This is a genomic window from Agarivorans litoreus, assembly GCF_019649015.1.
Taxonomy (GTDB): domain Bacteria; phylum Pseudomonadota; class Gammaproteobacteria; order Enterobacterales; family Celerinatantimonadaceae; genus Agarivorans; species Agarivorans litoreus.
In genome coordinates this window covers 1,399,506-1,418,828 of sequence record NZ_BLPI01000001.1, presented here as the reverse complement: position 1 = coordinate 1,418,828, position 19,323 = coordinate 1,399,506, and the positions used below count along the sequence as shown (strand labels likewise).

General features: G+C 44.2%; 17 protein-coding genes. 6 read left to right on the top strand and 11 right to left on the bottom strand.

What is annotated here, in order from left to right:
* Positions 1-420 precede the first annotated feature (420 nt).
* The 4 genes from aldA to K5L93_RS06520 form a co-directional block, all read right to left on the bottom strand.
* On the bottom strand, positions 421-1,866 hold the full coding sequence (gene aldA / locus K5L93_RS06535) for an aldehyde dehydrogenase (RefSeq protein WP_220718995.1): 1,446 nt from the start codon (positions 1,864-1,866) through the stop codon (positions 421-423).
* A 55-nt stretch (positions 1,867-1,921) separates the two neighbouring features.
* Positions 1,922-3,253 (bottom strand): RICIN domain-containing protein, encoded by a 1,332-nt coding sequence (locus tag K5L93_RS06530; protein WP_220718994.1) that lies wholly within the window; start codon positions 3,251-3,253, stop codon positions 1,922-1,924.
* A gap of 309 nt (positions 3,254-3,562) precedes the next feature.
* Positions 3,563-4,849 (bottom strand): tyrosine--tRNA ligase, encoded by a 1,287-nt coding sequence (tyrS, locus tag K5L93_RS06525; protein WP_220718993.1) that lies wholly within the window; start codon positions 4,847-4,849, stop codon positions 3,563-3,565.
* 125 nt (positions 4,850-4,974) lie between these two features.
* On the bottom strand, positions 4,975-5,352 hold the full coding sequence (locus tag K5L93_RS06520; protein ID WP_220718992.1) for a DUF2750 domain-containing protein: 378 nt from the start codon (positions 5,350-5,352) through the stop codon (positions 4,975-4,977).
* A gap of 216 nt (positions 5,353-5,568) precedes the next feature.
* On the opposite strand from K5L93_RS06520, the gene mnmL reads away from it, so the two are divergent.
* Together mnmL and K5L93_RS06510 are read left to right on the top strand one after the other, a co-directional pair.
* A complete protein-coding gene (gene mnmL, locus K5L93_RS06515; protein ID WP_220718991.1) occupies positions 5,569-6,477 on the top strand; it encodes a tRNA modification radical SAM protein MnmL/YtqA in 909 nt (302 codons plus the stop codon).
* Between the two features lie 107 nt (positions 6,478-6,584).
* A complete protein-coding gene (locus tag K5L93_RS06510; protein ID WP_220718990.1) occupies positions 6,585-8,402 on the top strand; it encodes a sensor domain-containing diguanylate cyclase in 1,818 nt (605 codons plus the stop codon).
* Here K5L93_RS06510 and folE2 read toward each other — a convergent pair whose 3' ends face one another.
* Positions 8,403-9,326 carry a GTP cyclohydrolase FolE2 gene (gene folE2 / locus K5L93_RS06505; protein WP_220718989.1) on the bottom strand — a complete coding sequence of 308 codons (924 nt, stop codon included), beginning with the start codon at positions 9,324-9,326 and terminating at the stop codon, positions 8,403-8,405.
* A 699-nt stretch (positions 9,327-10,025) separates the two neighbouring features.
* Here folE2 and arcB point away from each other — a divergent pair.
* Positions 10,026-12,368, top strand: a complete 2,343-nt coding sequence (arcB, locus tag K5L93_RS06500) for an aerobic respiration two-component sensor histidine kinase ArcB (RefSeq protein WP_220718988.1) — start codon at positions 10,026-10,028, stop codon at positions 12,366-12,368.
* Here arcB and K5L93_RS06495 read toward each other — a convergent pair.
* Positions 12,365-13,273, bottom strand: coding sequence for a LysO family transporter (locus tag K5L93_RS06495; RefSeq protein WP_220718987.1), 909 nt, complete (start codon positions 13,271-13,273; stop codon positions 12,365-12,367). The genes arcB and K5L93_RS06495 overlap by 4 nt on opposite strands.
* A gap of 149 nt (positions 13,274-13,422) precedes the next feature.
* Entirely contained in the window at positions 13,423-14,220 is a 798-nt protein-coding gene (locus tag K5L93_RS06490) for a sterol desaturase family protein (RefSeq protein ID WP_220718986.1), read from the bottom strand.
* A gap of 99 nt (positions 14,221-14,319) precedes the next feature.
* Between K5L93_RS06490 and K5L93_RS06485 the strand changes: the two genes are divergently transcribed.
* Positions 14,320-14,742, top strand: a complete 423-nt coding sequence (locus K5L93_RS06485; RefSeq protein ID WP_220718985.1) for a GAF domain-containing protein — start codon at positions 14,320-14,322, stop codon at positions 14,740-14,742.
* 153 nt (positions 14,743-14,895) lie between these two features.
* Positions 14,896-16,089: a cyclic di-GMP phosphodiesterase gene (locus K5L93_RS06480; protein ID WP_246615005.1), complete on the top strand. Its 1,194-nt coding sequence runs from the start codon at positions 14,896-14,898 to the stop codon at positions 16,087-16,089.
* Positions 16,090-16,149: 60 nt separating this feature from the next.
* Here the strand turns inward: K5L93_RS06480 and K5L93_RS06475 are convergent, their stop codons facing one another.
* The 3 genes from K5L93_RS06475 to K5L93_RS06465 are packed head-to-tail and all read right to left on the bottom strand — an operon-like array spanning position 16,150 to position 17,674.
* Positions 16,150-16,596, bottom strand: a complete 447-nt coding sequence (locus K5L93_RS06475; RefSeq protein WP_220718983.1) for a copper chaperone PCu(A)C — start codon at positions 16,594-16,596, stop codon at positions 16,150-16,152.
* 14 nt (positions 16,597-16,610) lie between these two features.
* On the bottom strand, positions 16,611-17,222 hold the full coding sequence (locus K5L93_RS06470) for an SCO family protein (RefSeq protein ID WP_220718982.1): 612 nt from the start codon (positions 17,220-17,222) through the stop codon (positions 16,611-16,613).
* Complete coding sequence (locus tag K5L93_RS06465) at positions 17,219-17,674, bottom strand: hypothetical protein (RefSeq protein WP_220718981.1); 456 nt, start codon at positions 17,672-17,674, stop codon at positions 17,219-17,221. Before K5L93_RS06465 ends, K5L93_RS06470 begins: the two co-directional genes overlap by 4 nt.
* A gap of 152 nt (positions 17,675-17,826) precedes the next feature.
* Between K5L93_RS06465 and K5L93_RS06460 the strand changes: the two genes are divergently transcribed.
* Positions 17,827-18,777 (top strand): DUF6279 family lipoprotein, encoded by a 951-nt coding sequence (locus tag K5L93_RS06460; protein WP_220718980.1) that lies wholly within the window; start codon positions 17,827-17,829, stop codon positions 18,775-18,777.
* Here K5L93_RS06460 and K5L93_RS06455 read toward each other — a convergent pair.
* A complete protein-coding gene (locus K5L93_RS06455; protein ID WP_220718979.1) occupies positions 18,710-19,315 on the bottom strand; it encodes an acetate uptake transporter in 606 nt (201 codons plus the stop codon). The two genes, K5L93_RS06460 and K5L93_RS06455, sit on opposite strands and share 68 nt — an antisense overlap.
* Positions 19,316-19,323: the final 8 nt, after the last annotated feature.

Sequence of the window (19,323 nt, the reverse complement as noted above, 5' to 3'; positions counted from 1 at the left end):
AACTTTTTAATCAAAATTAGGTGTTGGGTTTAGTTATTCGGGGATTACCACTTAAGTGTCTATAAACTTAAAAGGCTGAAGATAATGCCTTAAGGGAACAGTTTAAGTTTAAGCTAAGCTTTGGCACTGTTCGGTGGATGGGCTTTAGCTGAATATTTCCCATTAGCTCAATTAGGTAAGCTAATGACTGCGGAAATTATAGTTTTTTTTATTGCTTGGGTCGCTGCCACTGAATTAATTCGAGTAAGCCGATATAAACCATTATTAAGCTTAAAAATAATCCAACATAGAGCATATTATCACCATATATTTGCGTTTAGTTATTGTTGCTATTGGGTATTGCGGTCTCCATATTCAAAACTGCGGGTAGCAAGCAACTCACTGCTAATAAGTTGCTTGCTCACTTCCTAAGAAAAAGCGTTATTTTGAGAAATCTACGTAGAAGGTTTTCTTCTCTAGGTATTGCTCAAAACCATATTTGCCATCTTCACCGCCGGAGCCACTTAGTTTGTAACCATTGTGGAAGCCTTGATGTTGCTCGCCATGACCGCGGTTTACATAAATCTCTCCGCATTCAAGGTCGTTTACTAAGTCCATGACTAGTTTAATTCGGTCGGTGAAGATCATCGCCGACAAACCGTACTCAGAGTCGTTGGCATAGTTAATCACTTGATCAAACTCAGTAAATTTAACTACGGGCAAAATAGGGCCAAAGATCTCTTCGTGAACGAGGCTCATCTCTTGGGTTACGTCGGTAAATACGGTGGGTTCAAACCAGTAGCCTTTTTCAAACTCCTTGCCGCTTAAGCGTTTACCACCAGTGACTAAGGTGGCACCTTCTTCTATGGCTTTAGCAACCATGGCTTCCATATTGGCTAGCTCTTTAGCACTTACTTTTGGTCCCATGTCGCTATCTTCGTTCATTGGGTCACCTACCTTTATGGCTTTCACCTTGGCAAGCAATTTGTCCATAAACTCGGTGTAGATAGCTTCATGAACATATAAACGTTCGTTACAAGTACATACTTGGCCACAGTTATCGAACTTAGAGTTTAGCGCTGCGTCTACTGCCGCATCTATGTTAGCGTCGTCTAGCACGATAAAGGGCGCTTTGCCGCCTAGCTCTAGTTGTACATGAGCTAAGTTGTCTGAGGCTGCCCGCACAATGGCTTGGCCGGCTGGAGTACTGCCTGTCATTGATACCATGGCTGTCTTTGGGTGGCGAACCAGTGCATCGCCTAAGGAGCGACCTGGGCCGGTGACTACGTTTAATAAACCTTTTGGCAAGCCAACTTTGTCGGCCAGTTTTGCTAGTTCAAGTGTTGCTAATGGTGTTTCGGTAGTTGGCTTAACAATAATTGCATTACCCGCCACTAAGGCTGGGCCAATTTTGCGACCAGCTAGCGCTAGTGGAAAATTCCATGCGGTAATGGCCACCACTACACCACGCGGCACCTTGTGGATCCAAATGTGCTCGTCAGGGTTGTCTGACTCAACAATGTCACCTTCAATGTGGCGAGCCCATTCGCAGGCGTATTCAATAAACGAGCAGGTTACGTCTACCTCCATGCGCGCTACTTTTAGTAACTTGCCTTGTTCTTGCACAAGCAGCTCGGCTAAGAAGTCACGGTTAGCTTTAATCTCTGCCACTAATTCATACAGTTTTTCGGCGCGTTTGCGAGCAGGTAGCTTACGCCATTGCTTTTGTGCTGCTACTGCTGCGCTCATGGCTAGCTCTGCATCGGTTTCATCGCCATTAGCGACAGTGGCGATAACTTCTTCAGTTGAAGGGTTAAGTACCTCGGCGCGTGCTCCTGATTTTGCATCTAGCCAGCTACCATTGATGTACATCTGATAATTTTTCATGAACAACCTATTGTTTAAGCGAAGTAAATGGCCAGCTGTTAGGCTAGCCTTCCCATTAATTTACGAATTTAAAGCTTTGATGTTCCGAGCCATCACATTCACCCAATGACAAGTTTTTGCCATTTTTCTGGGAGCCTTTCGCCATTTCTAGGCATTCACCAGTGGCGAGGTTTTTAATGCTGAACCAATTGTGGCCTTTGTTTGATAATAGCCAAGACTGGGCTGCCGATTGCTCATCACAGTGTTGTTGGCGTAAGTCTTGCTTGCCTTCTCGCGCTGCAACACAAAAATCATTTGCGGTGTTTTTAATGCTTATTTGTTGGCCCTGTTCACTCACTTGCTCGGTAAAAGTAAACTTCTGCTGTTGGCCACGATGGCTGCAGTAGCTTTGTCGATAGCGAGCGCCTTTTTCTGAGCGGGGGTTTCTAATTTCAAAACACTTGGTGCTGTGGCGCAAGCTCAAACCGGCCACATCAATAGGGAGTTTTACTGGGCCTAGTTTCTGCTCACTCTCATTGGCTTTTACTGGCGCATATACTCGTACCCAATCTACCAGCATTTTGTTTCTGGTTTCATCGGCTAAATCTTCATCGCTAGCTATGTGACCAACACTTGAGCGCCAGTCGTGATCTTCCATGTCGATGATCATGAACATCTCACGGTCTAGACCAAGATTTTCTGGGTCTTTAAGTGACGTTTTGTTTAAGCGACGAACTAAACGTCCGTCAATGTAAAACTCGACATTCCATGGATCGATCCAGTATGCGCCAAAGCGATGAAAGTTATCGCGATAAGGCGCTTCGTTTGGTAAGAAGTGATGCTGTTGAGAGCCAATATCTCGGATAATTGCGTTGCTTTCTTCATCACGAATAAATACATGGTAGTTGGTATTTGCATGGCGAGAATGCTTGTGGTGGTTGGCGCGATCGCTGCCGTATATCTCTAGTATATCTAGCTCGCGCTTGTCATCGGCACTTAATAACCAAAAGTTAGACGAAAGCACTTGGTTAGCCACTTTAATTTTGGCTTCCATGTAAACTGGATAGATGATTGGTGTTTTAGAAGTCACTACACCTAGGTGAACTTTCTCGGTATCCGGTTTTCTGGCAGCTTTAATCACCAGCTTTCCGTCTACTACATCAGAGTGTTCAGAACTCCATATAGTTAAGCCTGGGCCAGTCCAAGCATTGTGGTAATGGTCGTTCCATTTTTCACTAAACTGTTGGTTTTTTCCTTGGTAGTTAAAATCGTCAGAAAAGGCGTCAATTAATTCCCAAGTATTACCAAGCCCAGGATCCGCGGGGACATCATAGTCAGCCCAGTCTTTAGCTTGAAGTGTGAAGACGAGGCTAGTGGCGGCAATTAGTAAGGTGTTTCTAAATAGCATTTTGGCTCATACATCTAAAATTTGTAAACCAATTTTGCCAGACTTTTTTAACTTAAACTGCAAACTGGTTAACGTTTATTGAAATTGGTTGATAACAAGAGCGCGTGCAGCTAGATTTGAATTAAAGCTTTCTAGGGAAATTACCAGTGCAATGAGAAGTTTATGAAGGGTGATTGAAGCCAACAAGAAGCGACATTGGAATACTCAGAAAAGGTTTTTCTGGCAGATAACAACAGCAGAGGTGGTGGATAATATGTTGAAGGGAATAAATCGAGCAATCAGCGTGGCTGATTGCTCTTAACAGTAAAATTATTTAGCCCAAATGATCAAACTGAATAATTTTTTACCGCGCTTAACTACCGAATACTTACCGTATAAGGCATCGCTGGCTTGCAGGGTTAGCTGAGGGTCGTTTAGCTTTTCGCCGTTTACAGACACTGCGCCGTTACCTATAAATTCGCGCGCCATTTTATTTGATTTAGCCAACTCACTCGCTGTAAGTAGCTCAACTAAACCAGCTTCGCTTTGTTCAAGTTGAGTGGTAGGCAAACCATCTTGGGCTAGCTGTTCTAAATCTGACTCACTGAGAGAGGCTAAGTCGCCAGAGAATAGCGCTTGAGTAATCCGCATTGCTGAGGCTAAGCCTTCTTCGCCATGCACTAAACGAGTCACTTCTTTGGCTAAAATACCTTGCGCTTCTGGGCGACCTTGGGCGGCTTTATCACGCTCTTCAATGGCAGCAATTTCGGCTACGTCGATAAAGGTGAAGTAACGCAAGAACGAATATACGTCGGCATCAGCCGTGTTAATCCAGAATTGGTAGAACGCGTAAGGCGAGGTGCGCTTAGGGTCTAGCCAAATGGTGCCTGTTTCAGTTTTACCAAACTTGGTGCCATCAGCTTTAGTGACTAGCGGCATGGTTAAGCCGTAAACTTTGTTGCTGTACATGCGGCGAGCTAGGTCGATACCGCCAGTGATGTTACCCCATTGATCAGAGCCACCAATTTGTAAGGTGGTGTTTTGTTTATCGCTAAGCTCGGCAAAGTCGTATGACTGCAGCAGCATGTAGCTGAATTCGGTGAACGAGATACCTGACTCATCACGGTCGATACGCTGTTTTACCGATTCTTTTTTGATCATGGCATTAACGCTAAAGTGTTTACCTACGTTACGCATGAAATCAATCACGTTTACTTTGCCAATCCAATCAAGGTTATTGATTACCTTGGCGGCGTTGTCTTGTTCGCCAAACTCAATAAACTGGCTGACTTGCTTTTTCAGCTTCTCTACCCAGCCGGTAACTACGTCATCACTGTTTAGTTTACGCTCTGCGGCTTTAAAGCTTGGGTCACCAATTAAACCAGTTGCACCACCCACCAAGGCTAAGGGCTTGTGACCAGCTTGTTGGAAACGCTTAAGCATAAGCAGTGGTACTAGGCTACCAATGTGCAGGCTGTCGGCTGTTGGGTCAAAGCCACAATACAGGGTGCGGGCTCCACTAGAAAGGTGTTCGGCCAGTTCTTCGTCGGCAGTGCATTGAGCAACTAGGCCGCGCGCCTTCAAATCTTCTAATAATGGATTAACCGTTGTCGTCATAATTTAACCTGTATGTATTTCTGTACCCGTTTGGGCGCTATGAACAATTTTCGAGCCGAAGATTCTACACTTAAGTCCTTACTAAAAAAACTGCTTAGTGGACTTAAGCGCGGTAAATACCCGGCTTACTTGATTTTTCCGCTGCTAAGCTCGTCGGCAAGATCTAAGGGCGCAACAATTGTGCCTTCACCGGCAAAGCTAGGCGCCACTGCTAGATCAAAACCATCGTTGGCCATTCCCGGGAGCCACTTCTCGGTCAAGTCACTCAAACTAATGGCGAGGGCTTTAAAGTTTGCGTGATCTTTACTGGCCCAGTGTTCTGCAAGAGCTTGCTCGCTCCATAGCAGTAATACTTTTTCGTCACCGGTTTCGATAATCAAACAACCTTGTTCGTCACTTAAGGTCCAAACCTGTTGGCTCTTGCGAGTTTGTTCGATAAAGCTTTGGTAACGCTGCTTAGTGGTTAGACGGTCATTTGCGTCGATTAATGCTTGAGAGCTCATGTTGATTCCTAGGTGCGACTGAATTAGCGGCACGCAGTATAGCAGCTTCAAGAGATGCTGTTTATCTTTGCTGAAGGGGAATTGAGAGCACTGTTGTTGATCATCTAATGTTTAAATCTTGTGCTCCCTTGATCTACAACTAAGACCTAGCTGGCTGCTGCCAGTAGACTAGCCGCCGTTTTGGGGTTTTTCCCACTTTATTAAAGAGTGAAAGCTGTGCAGCTAGATTTATATGTAAACACCCTAGGTCGTCATATTAAACAACATTTTAGCGGGCGAGTGCGCAAGCTAAGTGTGGATGGCGATTTCACCTGCCCAAATCGCGATGGCAGTATTGGTAAAGGTGGCTGTACCTTTTGCAACGTAGATGCTTTTGTTAAACCGCAACAGCAAATGATGTCGATTGGCGAACAGCTGGATGCACGCAAGGCTGAGCTAAAACATAAAGACATCCGCTATTTAGCCTACTTTCAGGCCTATACCAGCACCTATGCCGAAGTAGAATATTTGCGTGGGATGTATCAGCAAGCCTTAGCCGATGAGTCTGTGGTGGGTTTATGCATTGGTACCCGCCCAGATTGCGTACCCGAAGCGGTGTTAGAAATGCTGGCAGAGTATCAGACTCAAGGAAAAGAAGTGTGGCTAGAGTTAGGTGTGCAAACTGCCCATGATGAAACGTTAAAGAAAATAAATCGTGGTCATGATTTTGCGGCGTTTCAAAAGGCTGTAGCTCGTGCCCACCAATACGGTTTAAAAGTATGCGCTCATCTTATCTTAGGCTTGCCTGGAGAAGCGCCTGAACATTATATGCAATCACTTAAGGCGGTACTTGCTGAAGGTATTGCTGGCATAAAGCTGCATCCTTTGCATGTAGTTGAGGGTAGTACCATGGCTAAGGCGTGGCGAGCAGGCCGCTTAGATACCATGAGCCAGCAGCACTACGTTGAACAAGCGGTAAAACTTATTCGCCATACCCCTGAACATGTGGTTTATCACCGTGTAAGTGCCCATGCTCGGCCGCCGGTTTTACTGGCGCCAAATTGGTGCCAAAACAAGTGGTTAGCCCTTACTGATATAGCCAAAAAGCTGGCCTGTGATGGCCCCCAAGGCAGTGCTTTAAGCTAGAGCTTGACTTAGTAATTGTGAGCTAATTGCTTGTTTAGTAAATGATTATTTTCTTATGTAATATAATCATGTAAAGTAGCAGCGGTTGCAGAAAAAATGGACAATCGATGCACGAAAGTTTTTATCCGGCAGTCTGGATGCAGGCTACTATTGCGCTACTAAGCATACTACTCGTTGCGGTAGTAATTATGTGGGCCTTTACTCGCAGAAAAGTGCGTGCTCAGCGCGCGGCAATGGTGAAGTCTCCCGCTGCTCAGCTGATGATTGACCTAGAAGCCAAGCAGGTTATTTTTGCTAATCCTCGTGTCTGTGAGTTACTGCAATTAGCTAACAACGGCAAGCGTTGGCAGTTTTCTGATGCAGCCCATCTTGGACAATTGTTAGAACTACTAAAGCCCCATCAATCTTCGGCTAAAATTGAAGGTGTTCACTGGGTGGTGAATTTCCCCCAGCAAACCCGGGTTTTGCTGCTTTACGCTAGCTTAACTGCGCATAATGGCCGCGAAGTATGGTTTATTAATGCTTACGAAAATGCCCAAGGTTATTCTTATTTAAACCGAATTGAGCAAGAGCAAAAACTGTTTGCTAACGTGCTTAACTCCATTCCCGAATTTATTTACTTTAAAGACGCTAATGAGCGTTTACTTGGCTGTAACCAAGCATGGGCGGGCTTTCATGGTTTAAAGCCGGGCGAGTTAACCGGCAAAAAACTTAGCGATTTTTTAACTCGTAATGAACTGGAACGCAGCCAAGCCTATGATGATCAAGTATTAGCGGGCAAGCCTTGCCAACATACCGAATGGTTTAGTGCCCCAGATAGCCGACAAATCCTGCTGCAAAATAATGTCTATCCACTTAAGAACCAACAAAACGAAGTGACAGGTGTGCTTAATGTGTCTTACGACGTAACCAAGTGGCACGAGCTTAACCGTAAACTGGAACATGAAAACCAAAACCGAATTAGCTCCGAGAAAGAGTTAGGGCGGCAAAACAACCTTATTCGCACCGTGTTTAACTCAACCCCCGATCCATTGGGCTTTATTGATGATAAAGGTAATTTTGTTGGCGGAAACGAACCCTTCGCCAAAATGTTTGGTTTTACCAGTGATGAGTTGTTAGGCAAACACCTTACTGAGGTTCTTAGTGAAGAACAGTTAGAGCAGCATCAGTTGCAAAACCGCCAAATTTTAGAAGATGGCAAGCCGATCCGTTATGAAGAACTAGTGTACTTAGATGATGGTCACCAGATTTGGTATGAGGTGATCAAAGGCCCGTATTTTGATGATGTGAGTGGCGAGCGTGGCATTATCTTCATCACGCGAGATGTTACCGAGCGTAAAGCCACCGAGCAGCAATTGGCTGATGCGATTATGCAGTTACAGGAACTCAGCTTTATCGACAGCCTAACTCAGGTCGCTAACCGCCGTAGCTTTGATGAGAAACTATTGCAGCTGTGGCTAACCCATCGTCGTGAAGGGGTAGAGTTAAGTTTGTTATTGTTGGATATTGACTGCTTCAAGCAATATAACGATAACTATGGCCACCAACAGGGCGACGAAGCCTTGCGCCAAGTGGCTAAGTTAATTAGCCGCTCGGTGAAGCGTGGTTCCGATCTTGTGGCCCGTTATGGCGGTGAAGAGTTTGCTATTTTGCTACCTAACACCGGCTGTGAAGGTGCCAAGCAAATCGCCGAAACCGTGTTGCACAATATGAAAGAAGCAGAGATTCCCCATGCATTTTCAGATGTGAGCGACTTTGTATCGGTAAGTATTGGCGTGGCCAGCGTTATTCCTCAACAGGGTGTGGATTATGGTGAACTGGTAAGGGTGGCAGATTTGCAGCTTTATCGTGCTAAACATCAGGGTAAAGCCCGCTACTGTAGCGCCGGAGACAGCGCTATAGAGGCTACAAAAACAGCGCCCTAGCTAGGCGCTGTAACCTTGCTCAATGCCTTTAGTTACAATACTTACAGCATCATGAGCATGTAAGCTTTCTAAGTGGTTTACCCTTAACCAAAAATCAACTAAGTCTGCTCGGCTATTTAAGCTGTGTTGTAAACGGCGAGCTGCATCTTCACAGAACATCAAGTTTTGCCCATTAAGGCGAGCAAATTCTTGTTCATCTTCACGTTTAACCGCCGCCTGTACTGGGGTTTTTAAACTACTTTCCACTTCATCAAGCAAACTGATTATGGGAATATCTTGCTGTTCAGTGGCAATTTTAACTTTTAGCTGAGCGATACTACGCTGACTGTGGGGTGTAGCAACTATGCCTTCACTGCTGCCAAGCCATTGATGCACCGCTTCACTTGAAACTTGCTCATCGGCAAACTGTTGTTTGAAGGCCTGCTGAATAAGCTGGCGTGATAGCGCGGCCGAGCAAGGGCATGTGGATGAGTACGGAACCTCAACTTCAAGCTCAATAATGGTTTGTTGTTGGTGACGAGTGGCAGTGATTGCAACGGGATAAGCCTTCCAACCGGTTTTGCCTGATAACAGCGATTTACGGCGCAAATGGTAGTCGAAGCTAAAGCGAACCTGCGCTTGCTCACTTAAATCTTGATGACTTTCAATAAACTGATCCAAAACGCGGTGTAATCCAGCATAATCCAATACGCCTTCGTTAGATAATTGATCCAATATCAAATATAAACGAGACATATGAATGCCTTTGGCTTGTGGGTCATCTAAGCTGACAAAGGCCTCAATTTTAGCACTCACGCGGCTAGCTGCTTGTGCTTCAAATGCCAGCATTATGGGCATTTCAATTTGGCTCATACCTACCCAATCGAGCTTTCCTTCGGTTTGGGCGCGGCTTGAGTTTGCTACGTCAGGCATTGCAGTAGACATGCACTTAGTACTCCACAACAGGATGCGTGAGCTAGGGGCTGTTTATCTTTCGCGGTTAAATTTTGTTCGCGAAAAAATCGTTTTAGGCGCGGCAAGGAATGTGAAGCCTAGCATTCTAGGTAAACATGCCTTAACAAAGCATACAACGATTTTAGTCGAACCCTTCGGGCAGCGTTTGTGGCTTATTTCTACTGCGTTATCAGCTTCTCATGTAGACTAACTACACATTAAAGCTTCTGCCTTGTATAAATAAGCCACAAATGGCTGCAAAAATCAGCTCGAAAGAAAAACAGCCCCTAGGGCTCATTGCATTTATATGACACAAAAAGATGGGCTGTTATACCACAAAAGCTAGGTTAATATTAACCATCTTTATTTTATGAATTAGCTAGGGTCTGTTGATCTTTGGTGTTGAAATTTTGTTCGAGATAAGCGGCTTTAATCGCGGCGAGCACTTAGAAGCCTAGTGGGCTAAGCAAGAATTGCTTAACAAAGAGTAAAGTTCGCTTATCCGAACCCTTCGGGCAGCATTTTTTAGCCATTTATTCAGCGTTAGCGAGTGATTATTAAGCCCACTTAACTGTACACTCACTGCCTTGCCTAAATGGCTAATAAATTGCTGCAAAAAACCATCAGCAAAGATTAACAGACCCTAACATTTGCTTAGCTTGCTTCGCGCTATAAAAGGAATCTGGCTTAATGACGCCACTGAAAAATCTTGCCACCTATTACGTTCATTTATTATCTCGATTGGGCGTAGTTAAATTTACCATAAGCTTAGCTAGCGCCATTATTTTAGTGGCTTTGGCAATCCAAATGAGTGTTACCTTCGCGCTTACTGGCCAGGTGTCGTCGGTGGATTTAGTTCGCTCGGTGTTTTTTGGTTTAATTATTACGCCGTGGGCGGTGTTTTTTATGTCGGTGGTGGTAGAGCAAATTGAAGACTCGCGCCAACGCTTAAGCAAGATGATCCGTAAGCTCGAAAAAATGCGCTCGCGAGACCTGCAGCTTACCAATAAACTTAAAGCCAACATCAGCCAGCTAAATAATGAGATTGATGAGCGCGAGAAAGCCGAAGCTGCTCGTGGCCAAGCCATGGCCAACTTAGAGCAAGAAGTAAGGCAACGCCAACAAGCGCAACAAGAGCTGGAAGAACACTCTGCCTTGTTACGTAGTTTTATCGATAGTTCTCCCGACTTAGTGTATTACCGTAATGAGCAAGGCCAGTTTTCCGGTTGTAACTTAGCGTTAGAGCAGTTGGTTGGGCGCTCTGAAAAGCAACTTATTGGCCTTACTCCCTACGACGTTTACCCGGAAGATATTGCTGATAAAATTGTGGAAACCGATCACCAAGTCTTTGACAATGATAAGCCGCTTACCTACGAGCAGTGGTTAGAGTATCCCGATGGGCGCAAAGCGTTCTTTGAACTGCGTAAAGTGCCATTTTATGGGCGTAATGGTAACCGTTTAGGTTTGTTAGGTTTTGGTCGAGACATTACCGAGAGAATGCGCCATCAAGCTAATATTGAGAAAGCCAATCGAGATAAAACTCAGTTTATCTCTACGCTGAGCCACGAGTTGCGCACTCCGCTTAATGGGGTGGTGGGTTTAAGCCAAATGTTATTAGACACCCCACTTAATGATGACCAGCGCAAACACGTAAATACCATCTTATTGAGTGCGACTACCCTGGGTAATATTTTCAACGATATTATTGATTTAGATAAGCTAGACCGGCGTCGCTTTGCGGTGTCGCTAGAGCCAATGGACTTTAAAGCCTTAGTTACCGACATTGAAACGCTCACTAAAATGCAGTTACAAAGTAAGGGCTTAGATTTTCGTTTTGAGCAAATTGGTCCTATTCCCAATAGCATCATGGGCGACCCAACGCGCCTGCGCCAAGTGCTGTGGAATTTAACCCATAACGCAGTTAAGTTTACCGAGCAGGGCGAAGTTGCTTTAACCATAAAAGCCGAGCCTTTGTCTGAGCAAGAAGTGCAACTTGAATTGATGATTGAAGATACCGGACCAGGCATTCCTAAAGACCAGTTGGAAGAGATTTTTGCCATGTACTACCAAGTAGAAGGCAGTAAATCAGCAACCGGTACCGGCATTGGTTTGTCGGTCTCTCGCCAGCTAGTTCGTGCAATGGGTGGTGACATTAGCGTTAGCAGCAAAGAGGGAGAAGGCTCATGCTTTACCGTTACCCTAAAAGTTACTTTAGATGCTATTCCTGATGAAGCTGAACAAATTGATCATCCTCCATTAGATATCCTGCTGGTTGAAGACGTTGAGCTAAACGTCACCATAGCCAAAGCACTTCTCGAAAAATTGGGTCACTATGTTGAGGTGGCCATGAGCGGTGAGCAGGCGCTAGAAGTATTTGACCCTGATAACTTCGACTTGGTTTTACTAGATATTCAGCTACCTGATATGACTGGCTTTGATATTGCCAAACGTTGGCAGGAGCAATTCGCCAAGCAGCATTTACCTCCTTTAGTGGCCCTTACCGCCAATGTGGTAAACAGCAAAAGCGAATTTGCTAAAGCGGGCATGGTTGATGTTATTCACAAACCGATTAATCGCAATGCGGTAGTGCATTGTTTTAATCGTGTGTTTGCGATTGGCGAAGAGCCAGAAGTCGAGCCAGCAGTAAACCCTAAACAGGCATTAAGTCGCAGCTCTATGCCGATCTTAGATTTAGATTTAGTTGAGCAGTTTTGCGAGACCATTGGGGTAAAAGTGCTTAACGATAGCATCAATTTGTTCAAGCAAGTGATGCCTGATTACATGAAAGTACTCGAGAGTAACTTGTTTGCAAAAGACCAGGATGGCATTGCCTCTGAGGCGCATAAAATTAAGGGTGCTGCGGGCTCGATAGGTTTAGCGAGAATCCAGCGTTTAGCCAACAAAATTCAATCGCCGGAGTTACCCGCATGGTGGGATAATGTTGAAGATTGGATCCACCAACTTAGTCATGATTATCCAGAAGATTTGAAGCTATTAGACAAGGCCATTGCCGACTTTAATCACAATGATTAGACAAAGTTAACCAGTAGTAAAATCATTACCGGACAAAGTAGGCTAAGAATAAAGCCGCTGGCAATGGCTATCGGCACTAGTTGGTTGCCGCCAGCACGCTGCAGCATAGGCAAGGAGAAGTCCATGGCAGTTGCGCCGGCATAACCAATAGTGGCGGCGGGCGAGCGCTGCATTAAAACTGGAATTAATAGCAGGGTAATTAATTCGCGGCTTAAATCGGCAAAAAAGGCAGTACTACCAATTAAGGGAGTTGCTGCTTTACTTAATAAAGCGCCCGATAGTGAATACCAACCAAAGCCGCTGCTCATGGCTAAACCTAGGTTTAAGGGTAAGTCGAATAAGTAGGCAGTAATCGCGCCAGCAGGTAAGGAGCTAAGCACCATTACCACCGCAACAATTAAGCCGCGCCGATTAAGCAACATCTGGCAAACACTAATACCGGCACTTCGCAGCTCGATACCAATACAAAAAATTAGCAGAATAAGTGCATATTCAGCTAATACAGATTGAGCGGGTAATTGTTGCTGGTAAGCCAAGCCCGAAACTAAACCGGTTATCAGCAGTGCGATAAGCAACGCAGGTTCTTTAAACATCGCGAGTTTGCTATTGCTTTTTTTGTGGATAGGTTCCGCGGTTGGCATCGCCAAATAGCGCCCCACAAAGTACAAGGCACTTAGATTGAAGGTGAGCAATAAACTCACTAATACTGCGCTTTGGCTAAATAGCTGAATAATGTTTTGACCAAGGTTATCAATGAAGGCCAAGCCATAACCCATCAGAAATAGAATCAGGTATAGCATCCAGCTACTTAGTCGGCGAATAGCAAGTAAAGCCGAGGGATGTTTTACGGGAATCATGTAACCGACAATTAATGCCCCTAAAATCATCAATAAGCTGCTATACATCTCTATTTCCTTGTTCGCGCGGAGCTGAAATATAGCAAGGAATTGAGACTCTCACCAAGTGGAGTTTTGTAAAATGGTTTTTGGTGAAGTTTTAGACATGTAAAAGCCGTTAATTTGGCTTGATAACGCTATTGCTGATTGGCTTTAGCTTATTTGCTCGGTGAGCGAAACGGCAGGCTTAATAAGCCTTTGAGTTGGCGGTTATCTTTAGCATTAGGCCAGAGACTTAAGCCAAATTTTAGTTGGCTATGTCCATCTTGCGGTTGAGCGACATAACTATGAAACAATCTATCCCAAACCGCTAGGTTAAAGCCGTAGTTGGCATTATGTTCATGATATCTTTGCGAATGATGTACTCGGTGCATATCAGGAGTGACAAGCAGCTTTCGCAATAAGGCATCTAGTTTTAACGGTAGCTTTAGATTGCTGTGATTGAACATCGCCATGCCATTTAGTATCACCTCAAATAAAAACACCGCTAATACTGGCACGCCAAGTAATACAATCAAGCCTAGTTTAATCAGCATCGATAAGGCTATTTCGATAGGGTGGAAACGTAATCCAAGGCTTACATCATAATCTGGGTCGACATGGTGTATACGGTGAATTCGCCATAGCCAAGGTAGCGAGTGGAATAACCTATGTTGCCAATAAATCGCCAGATCGAGCAAAATCACACACAAAGGTACGTCAATGGCTGCGCTAAGGTTTAGCTGATTAAACAAACCCCATTGCTGATGTTGCGCCCAACTAGCAAGCGCTAAAGTGGTGATAGGAAATAGCAGCTTTAAACATAAGCTATTTACTAGGATTAACCCAAAGTTGGCTGGCCAACGTTGGGAGCGGGGGATAGTGCGCTTGTGCCTTGGCCAAGCTATTTCTAGCAGCATAAAAAGGGCCAGCAGCCCAACAAAAATACCTAAACGCCAAAGCTCGAGTGTTTGCATGAAGCAAAGTATACTAAGCATTGTTAAAACAACAACCAAATCTGCACTAAGATTAGATTATTGGTCTTTAGCTTTCTTCGAACCTGATTGGAGTTACACATGGAAGTACAACAGTGGTTAAAAGAAGCAGCGCAAGCTTTTGATATGCAGCTTGGTATTGTGAGCAAAATTGAAAATAATCGTTATGTCGTAGAGGCCGCGTATTCTAGCCTTGATCTCGTAAAGCCTGGTGATGAATTTTCTTTAGATATGACTTACTGTGCCGATGTAGTAAGCCAAGCCAAAGTGTTGGATTACCAGCAAGTGGGGGCCATGACCGATATGTGTTTACACCCTTGTTATCAGGCTATGCATTTAGAAAGCTACATTGGCACTCCTTTAGTCAAGCATGGTGAAATTATTGGAACACTTAATTTCTCTTCTTTAGAACCAAAGAAACAAGGCTTCTCAGATAAAGATAGGGAGAAAATTCAAATGCTCGCAAATGAATACTTAGCCCTGCTAGATTTAGCAGTTGATTAAACTTTCGAAAAAATTTACATTTCATTTCCCTTTTTTGATAGCGATAACATTCTACAGTTCTAAAGAAGGCTATTTTTTTTGATTGCTTTAGTATTACTCGAGCAGTGTTTTTCTACCTATAGCAGTAATTTGGATGAGTGATTGCCAAGCCGTATGACAAACCCTAAAGCCGATATAAGAACCATCAACATTGATGCCCTAAAAGAAGGCATGTTTGTTGTATCCATCACCAGTCAAACGGGAAAAACCAGTATTGCTCAATCTGGGCGTATTACTCAGGCTAAACAAGTTACCGCTTTAAAAAGTAAAGGGGTTAAGGTTGTAACTGTGGATTGGTCCCGAAGCGTGTTTTCAGAGCAGGAGCCTAAAGCAAAATCTTCTGAAATTAATAGCTCAAGTAGTAAACCAAAAAAGCGTAGCGGCGAAAGCGAGAAGCAAGCGGCTAAAAAGCTATTTAACGAAGCTAAAAGCTTACAATCAAAATACTTTAAGCAATTACAACAAGGCGAGCCCATTGATATAGCACCAATGGAAAAAGCCGCTGAAGGTTTAATTGACTCGCTAGAAAACCAAAGCAACGCCATGTTGTGTTTAGCAAAAATTCGTGCCAAAGATAAGTATTTAATGGAGCACTCACTGAATGTGGGGATGTTACTGGCCTATTTTGGGCGCTCCCTTGGTATGAATCGGTCAAAGCAAAAGCATTTACTGATGGGCGGGATGTTGCATGATATCGGCAAGATTAATACTCCTGATGAGATCTTACATAAACCTGGTAAGCTCACGGATGAAGAATTTGTGATTATGCGAGAGCATGTGGTGCATAGCCATCAGATTCTTAAGGCGCAAGACGGCATTAGTAAAATAATGCTCGAAATCGCCAGTAATCACCACGAACGTTTAGATGGCTTGGGTTACCCTAATAAGCTCAAAGGTGATGAATTATCGGCTTATACTCGTATGGCCAACATTGTGGATTGTTACGATGCACTAACCGCAGACCGCGTATATAAAAGTGGTATGCCGCCAACAGCAGCGTTCCGAATTTTGTTATCGGGGGTTGGTACTCAGTTTGATAAGGCCCTGGTGGAAAAGTTTATCCGTTGCATGGGGGTGTACCCAGTAGGTACCTTGGTCAAATTAAAATCGGGTAAGTTAGGTGTAGTGGTTGAGCGTAATGAGCTTAAGCCTCTACAGCCAGTGGTTAAGCAAGTTTTTAATACCTTAACGAATACCCATACAGAAGTTAAGATCTTAGATCTTAGTAAGTATGAGCATGAAGAAATAGAAAGCGCGGTATCGGCGCGTGATTACGGTATATCTTTGGACAGATACCTGTCTGAATAGTACTCATCTAATGGGATTAGGCACAGGCTTAATCCCAATAATTTTTGTCGAGTCGAGATTTTAGTGGTGGTGCTTCATTTTATGCATCACTTTTTTTACTGGCACAGTGAGCTGTTGCTGACCGCCATCGGAAAAGACCAGCGTTAATTCCACTTCTTCACCTTCGGCAAAGTTGCTGGCTAAATCAAATAGCATTAAGTGCAAACCGCCCGGCTTTAGCTCTACCTGTTTTCCTGCTGGCACCTCGATTTTTTCCACTTGACGCATTTGCATGACATCACCGTCCATTAACATGGTATGCAACTCCACACGGCCGGCAGCAGGCGTACTGGCTGATACTAAGCTAACAGTTTGTTCACTGGTATTGGTCATTGTTAGGAAGATTGCGCTGGTGGGCGCATTAGGTGGAGTAGCTCTCGCATACGCCTCGTTAACGGTAATAGCGGCATCATTGGCTGCTAGGTGAATGCTAAATAAAAGACTGAGAGCGAGCAAGATTGAGCGCATGGTTAATCCTTATTTTATTGAGGAAGTAATTGTTGAATTTTGGTGACTAAAGGCTCCGGGTCTAGGGTGTGTGGCACTTTTGCCAGTAACTCGCCTTGAGCATTTAAGAAATAAAAAAATGAGTTGTGGTCAACGCTGTATTCCAGTTGTGAGTCGGGAATATCTACATATTTGTAATACACTCCCAAGCTTTGGGTTAAGCCTAATAGCTGGCCTTCTTGCGGGCTTAAGCCAACGATATCTGGATGAAAATAACCTGCGTAGGTGGACACCGTTTCTGGGTCATCACGTTTTGGGTCAACACTAACAAACAAGCTTTGCAGTTGCTGGCGTTGTGGCGCTGATATCCCCTGCAGCGCAGCGCTAAGTACTGCTAAAGACGTTGGACAAACGTCTGGGCAGTGGGTAAAACCAAAGTAAGCAATATAGAGTTGTTTATCGTTATTCAGTTCTGTAAAGCGCCCGTCACTGCTGGTAATTTTGAATAAGTTTACCGGTACGGTAGCAATCACTTTATTGCTTACAGCCGCTTGTTTAGGGCTAGATTCAGCAGAAAGCCATTGAAAACTCATTACTCCGGCTAATCCACTAACAATAATTAGAGCAATCCATGCTAGGTATTTCATTGGCTATCTACCTCAAAACTAAGAGCAACAGGTTGGGTGGGGTCTAAAGAAACAATTTCTGCTCGCCAGCGCATTTTTCCAGTGTTACAAATCGGCAGCAAAATATCCGATTGATAGCGACCATGTTTGTTAGGCTCGAGCTGCAGCTTGATTTCGCCCATGTACATTTCTATGCCTTGTAAACGGAGTTCTAAGTTGGGAGGGTTTTCCTGGTTGGTGCTTAACTCAATATTTTGGCTTAACATGGCGGGAAGTTGGTCGCTAGGTAAGGTTAATTGCCATGTTTGCTCATTAACTTGCCACTCACAGCGACCATTATGCAGTTGTTGGCAGTGCTTAAAGTCTAGTACATCAAGCTGTTGTTGCTGCCAATAACTTACACCGGCGCCAAGTCCAAAAGCGCCAGCAATAACTACTAATACCAGTAATAATTTCTTAGTTAAACCAACCAATTAACCATCCATTGCGTGCTTGGTTTCACGCCATCATTGCAAGTAGGGCTAATCTACTCCGCTTGAATTAATCTCACAAGCCTTAATAATTAAATAGCTGCAGAGTGAGAACTATTTCCGGTTCCTTGGGTCTGTTTATTAAAGGAGGTGTTATGCAAACGAAGCCTTTTAGATGGATACTGATATTGATACTCAGCGGCTTACTGAGCGGCTGTGGTATGCGTTTTGTGTATAACAACCTTAACTGGCTGGCTTACTGGTACATCGATGATTACATCGAAATGAACAGTGAGCAAAAAGCCGCTTTCAAACCCATGTTAAAAAGCTGGTTGCTATGGCACAGGAATGAACAGTTGCCAGTATACTTGGCTCAGCTTCAGCTGTTTCATGCTCAAATCAATAGTGGTATCAGCCAACAGCAATTATTGGAGCAAGTTGATGCTTGGCAAGAGCATTATCGGGTATTGGCTGGTCATGTGTATATTGATGTAGCGCAGTTAGCGCAAACTGCTTCTTCGCAGCAGCTATCAGATTTTATTGCTAAGCTAGCCGAGCAGCGCGAAGATAACGACCGCCAGCAAAGTCATTATGATTACCGTATTGAACACATTTCTAACAGTGTTGAGCGCTGGCTAGGTGATGTATCACCCAAACAACAACAGGTAATAGAGCAGCTGGCTATACAGCTTATTGATACTCGCGCCGATTGGCACAACGTGCAAAGTCGCTGGCAGCAATATCTGGCTTACTCTTTAAGTGGGCAAAGTAAGTCAGAAAGTTTTGAGCAAGCATTTTATGTATTGATGGTTAATTCAGAATCACTTTGGCCGCCGGGCTTAAGCGAGCGTTTCTATCATAATCGGCAGTTGTGGGCACAAGGCATGAGTGAAATATTAGCCCTGGCCAATAAACAACAAAAGCGCCATGTCTTAGCTAAGATAGACGCTTATATTGAAGATATTCAATCACTTATAGAAGATGATCCACAGCCAGCAAAACCAACCGTGGTAGCGCAGTTAATTAATGAACTATCGCTTACGCAGCCACTTTTAGTGGCGCACTGTTGTCTTCAAACTTCATTGGGCGACCAACTGGTAGAATAGTACGGCCATATTCAGCATTAAGTACTTGTGCCATAGCAAAGTAAATGGCTGATAGACCACAGAAGATGCCTTCGTAGCCAGCAATGGTTCCTATCAATTCACTGCCGGTGAAATCACGTAGCGCAAGCAGTGCAAATAAAATGGTTAAGCTACCAAATACAACTTGTTTAGCGGTTGGGTAGCGCAACGAACCGATAAACATAAATGCCGTGAATAAGCCCCAAAGTGCTAAATACCAGCCCATAAAGGTATGCGGACTCGGCTCAGCTAAGCCCATTTTAGGTAGTACCAACAAACCTACTAGAGTTAACCAGAATAAGCCGTAAGAGGTAAAAGCTGTGGTGCCAAAAGTATCACCACGTTTGAAACACATAATCCCTACAATAACTTGAGATAAACCACCGTAGAAAATGCCCATGGCCAAAATCATTGCATCAATTGGAAAAAAGCCAGCATTGTGAATGTTTAATAACACGGTAGTCATACCGAAACCCATCAATCCAAGTGGGGCTGGGTTAGCGGTAGTAGTATTGCTCATAGTAGATG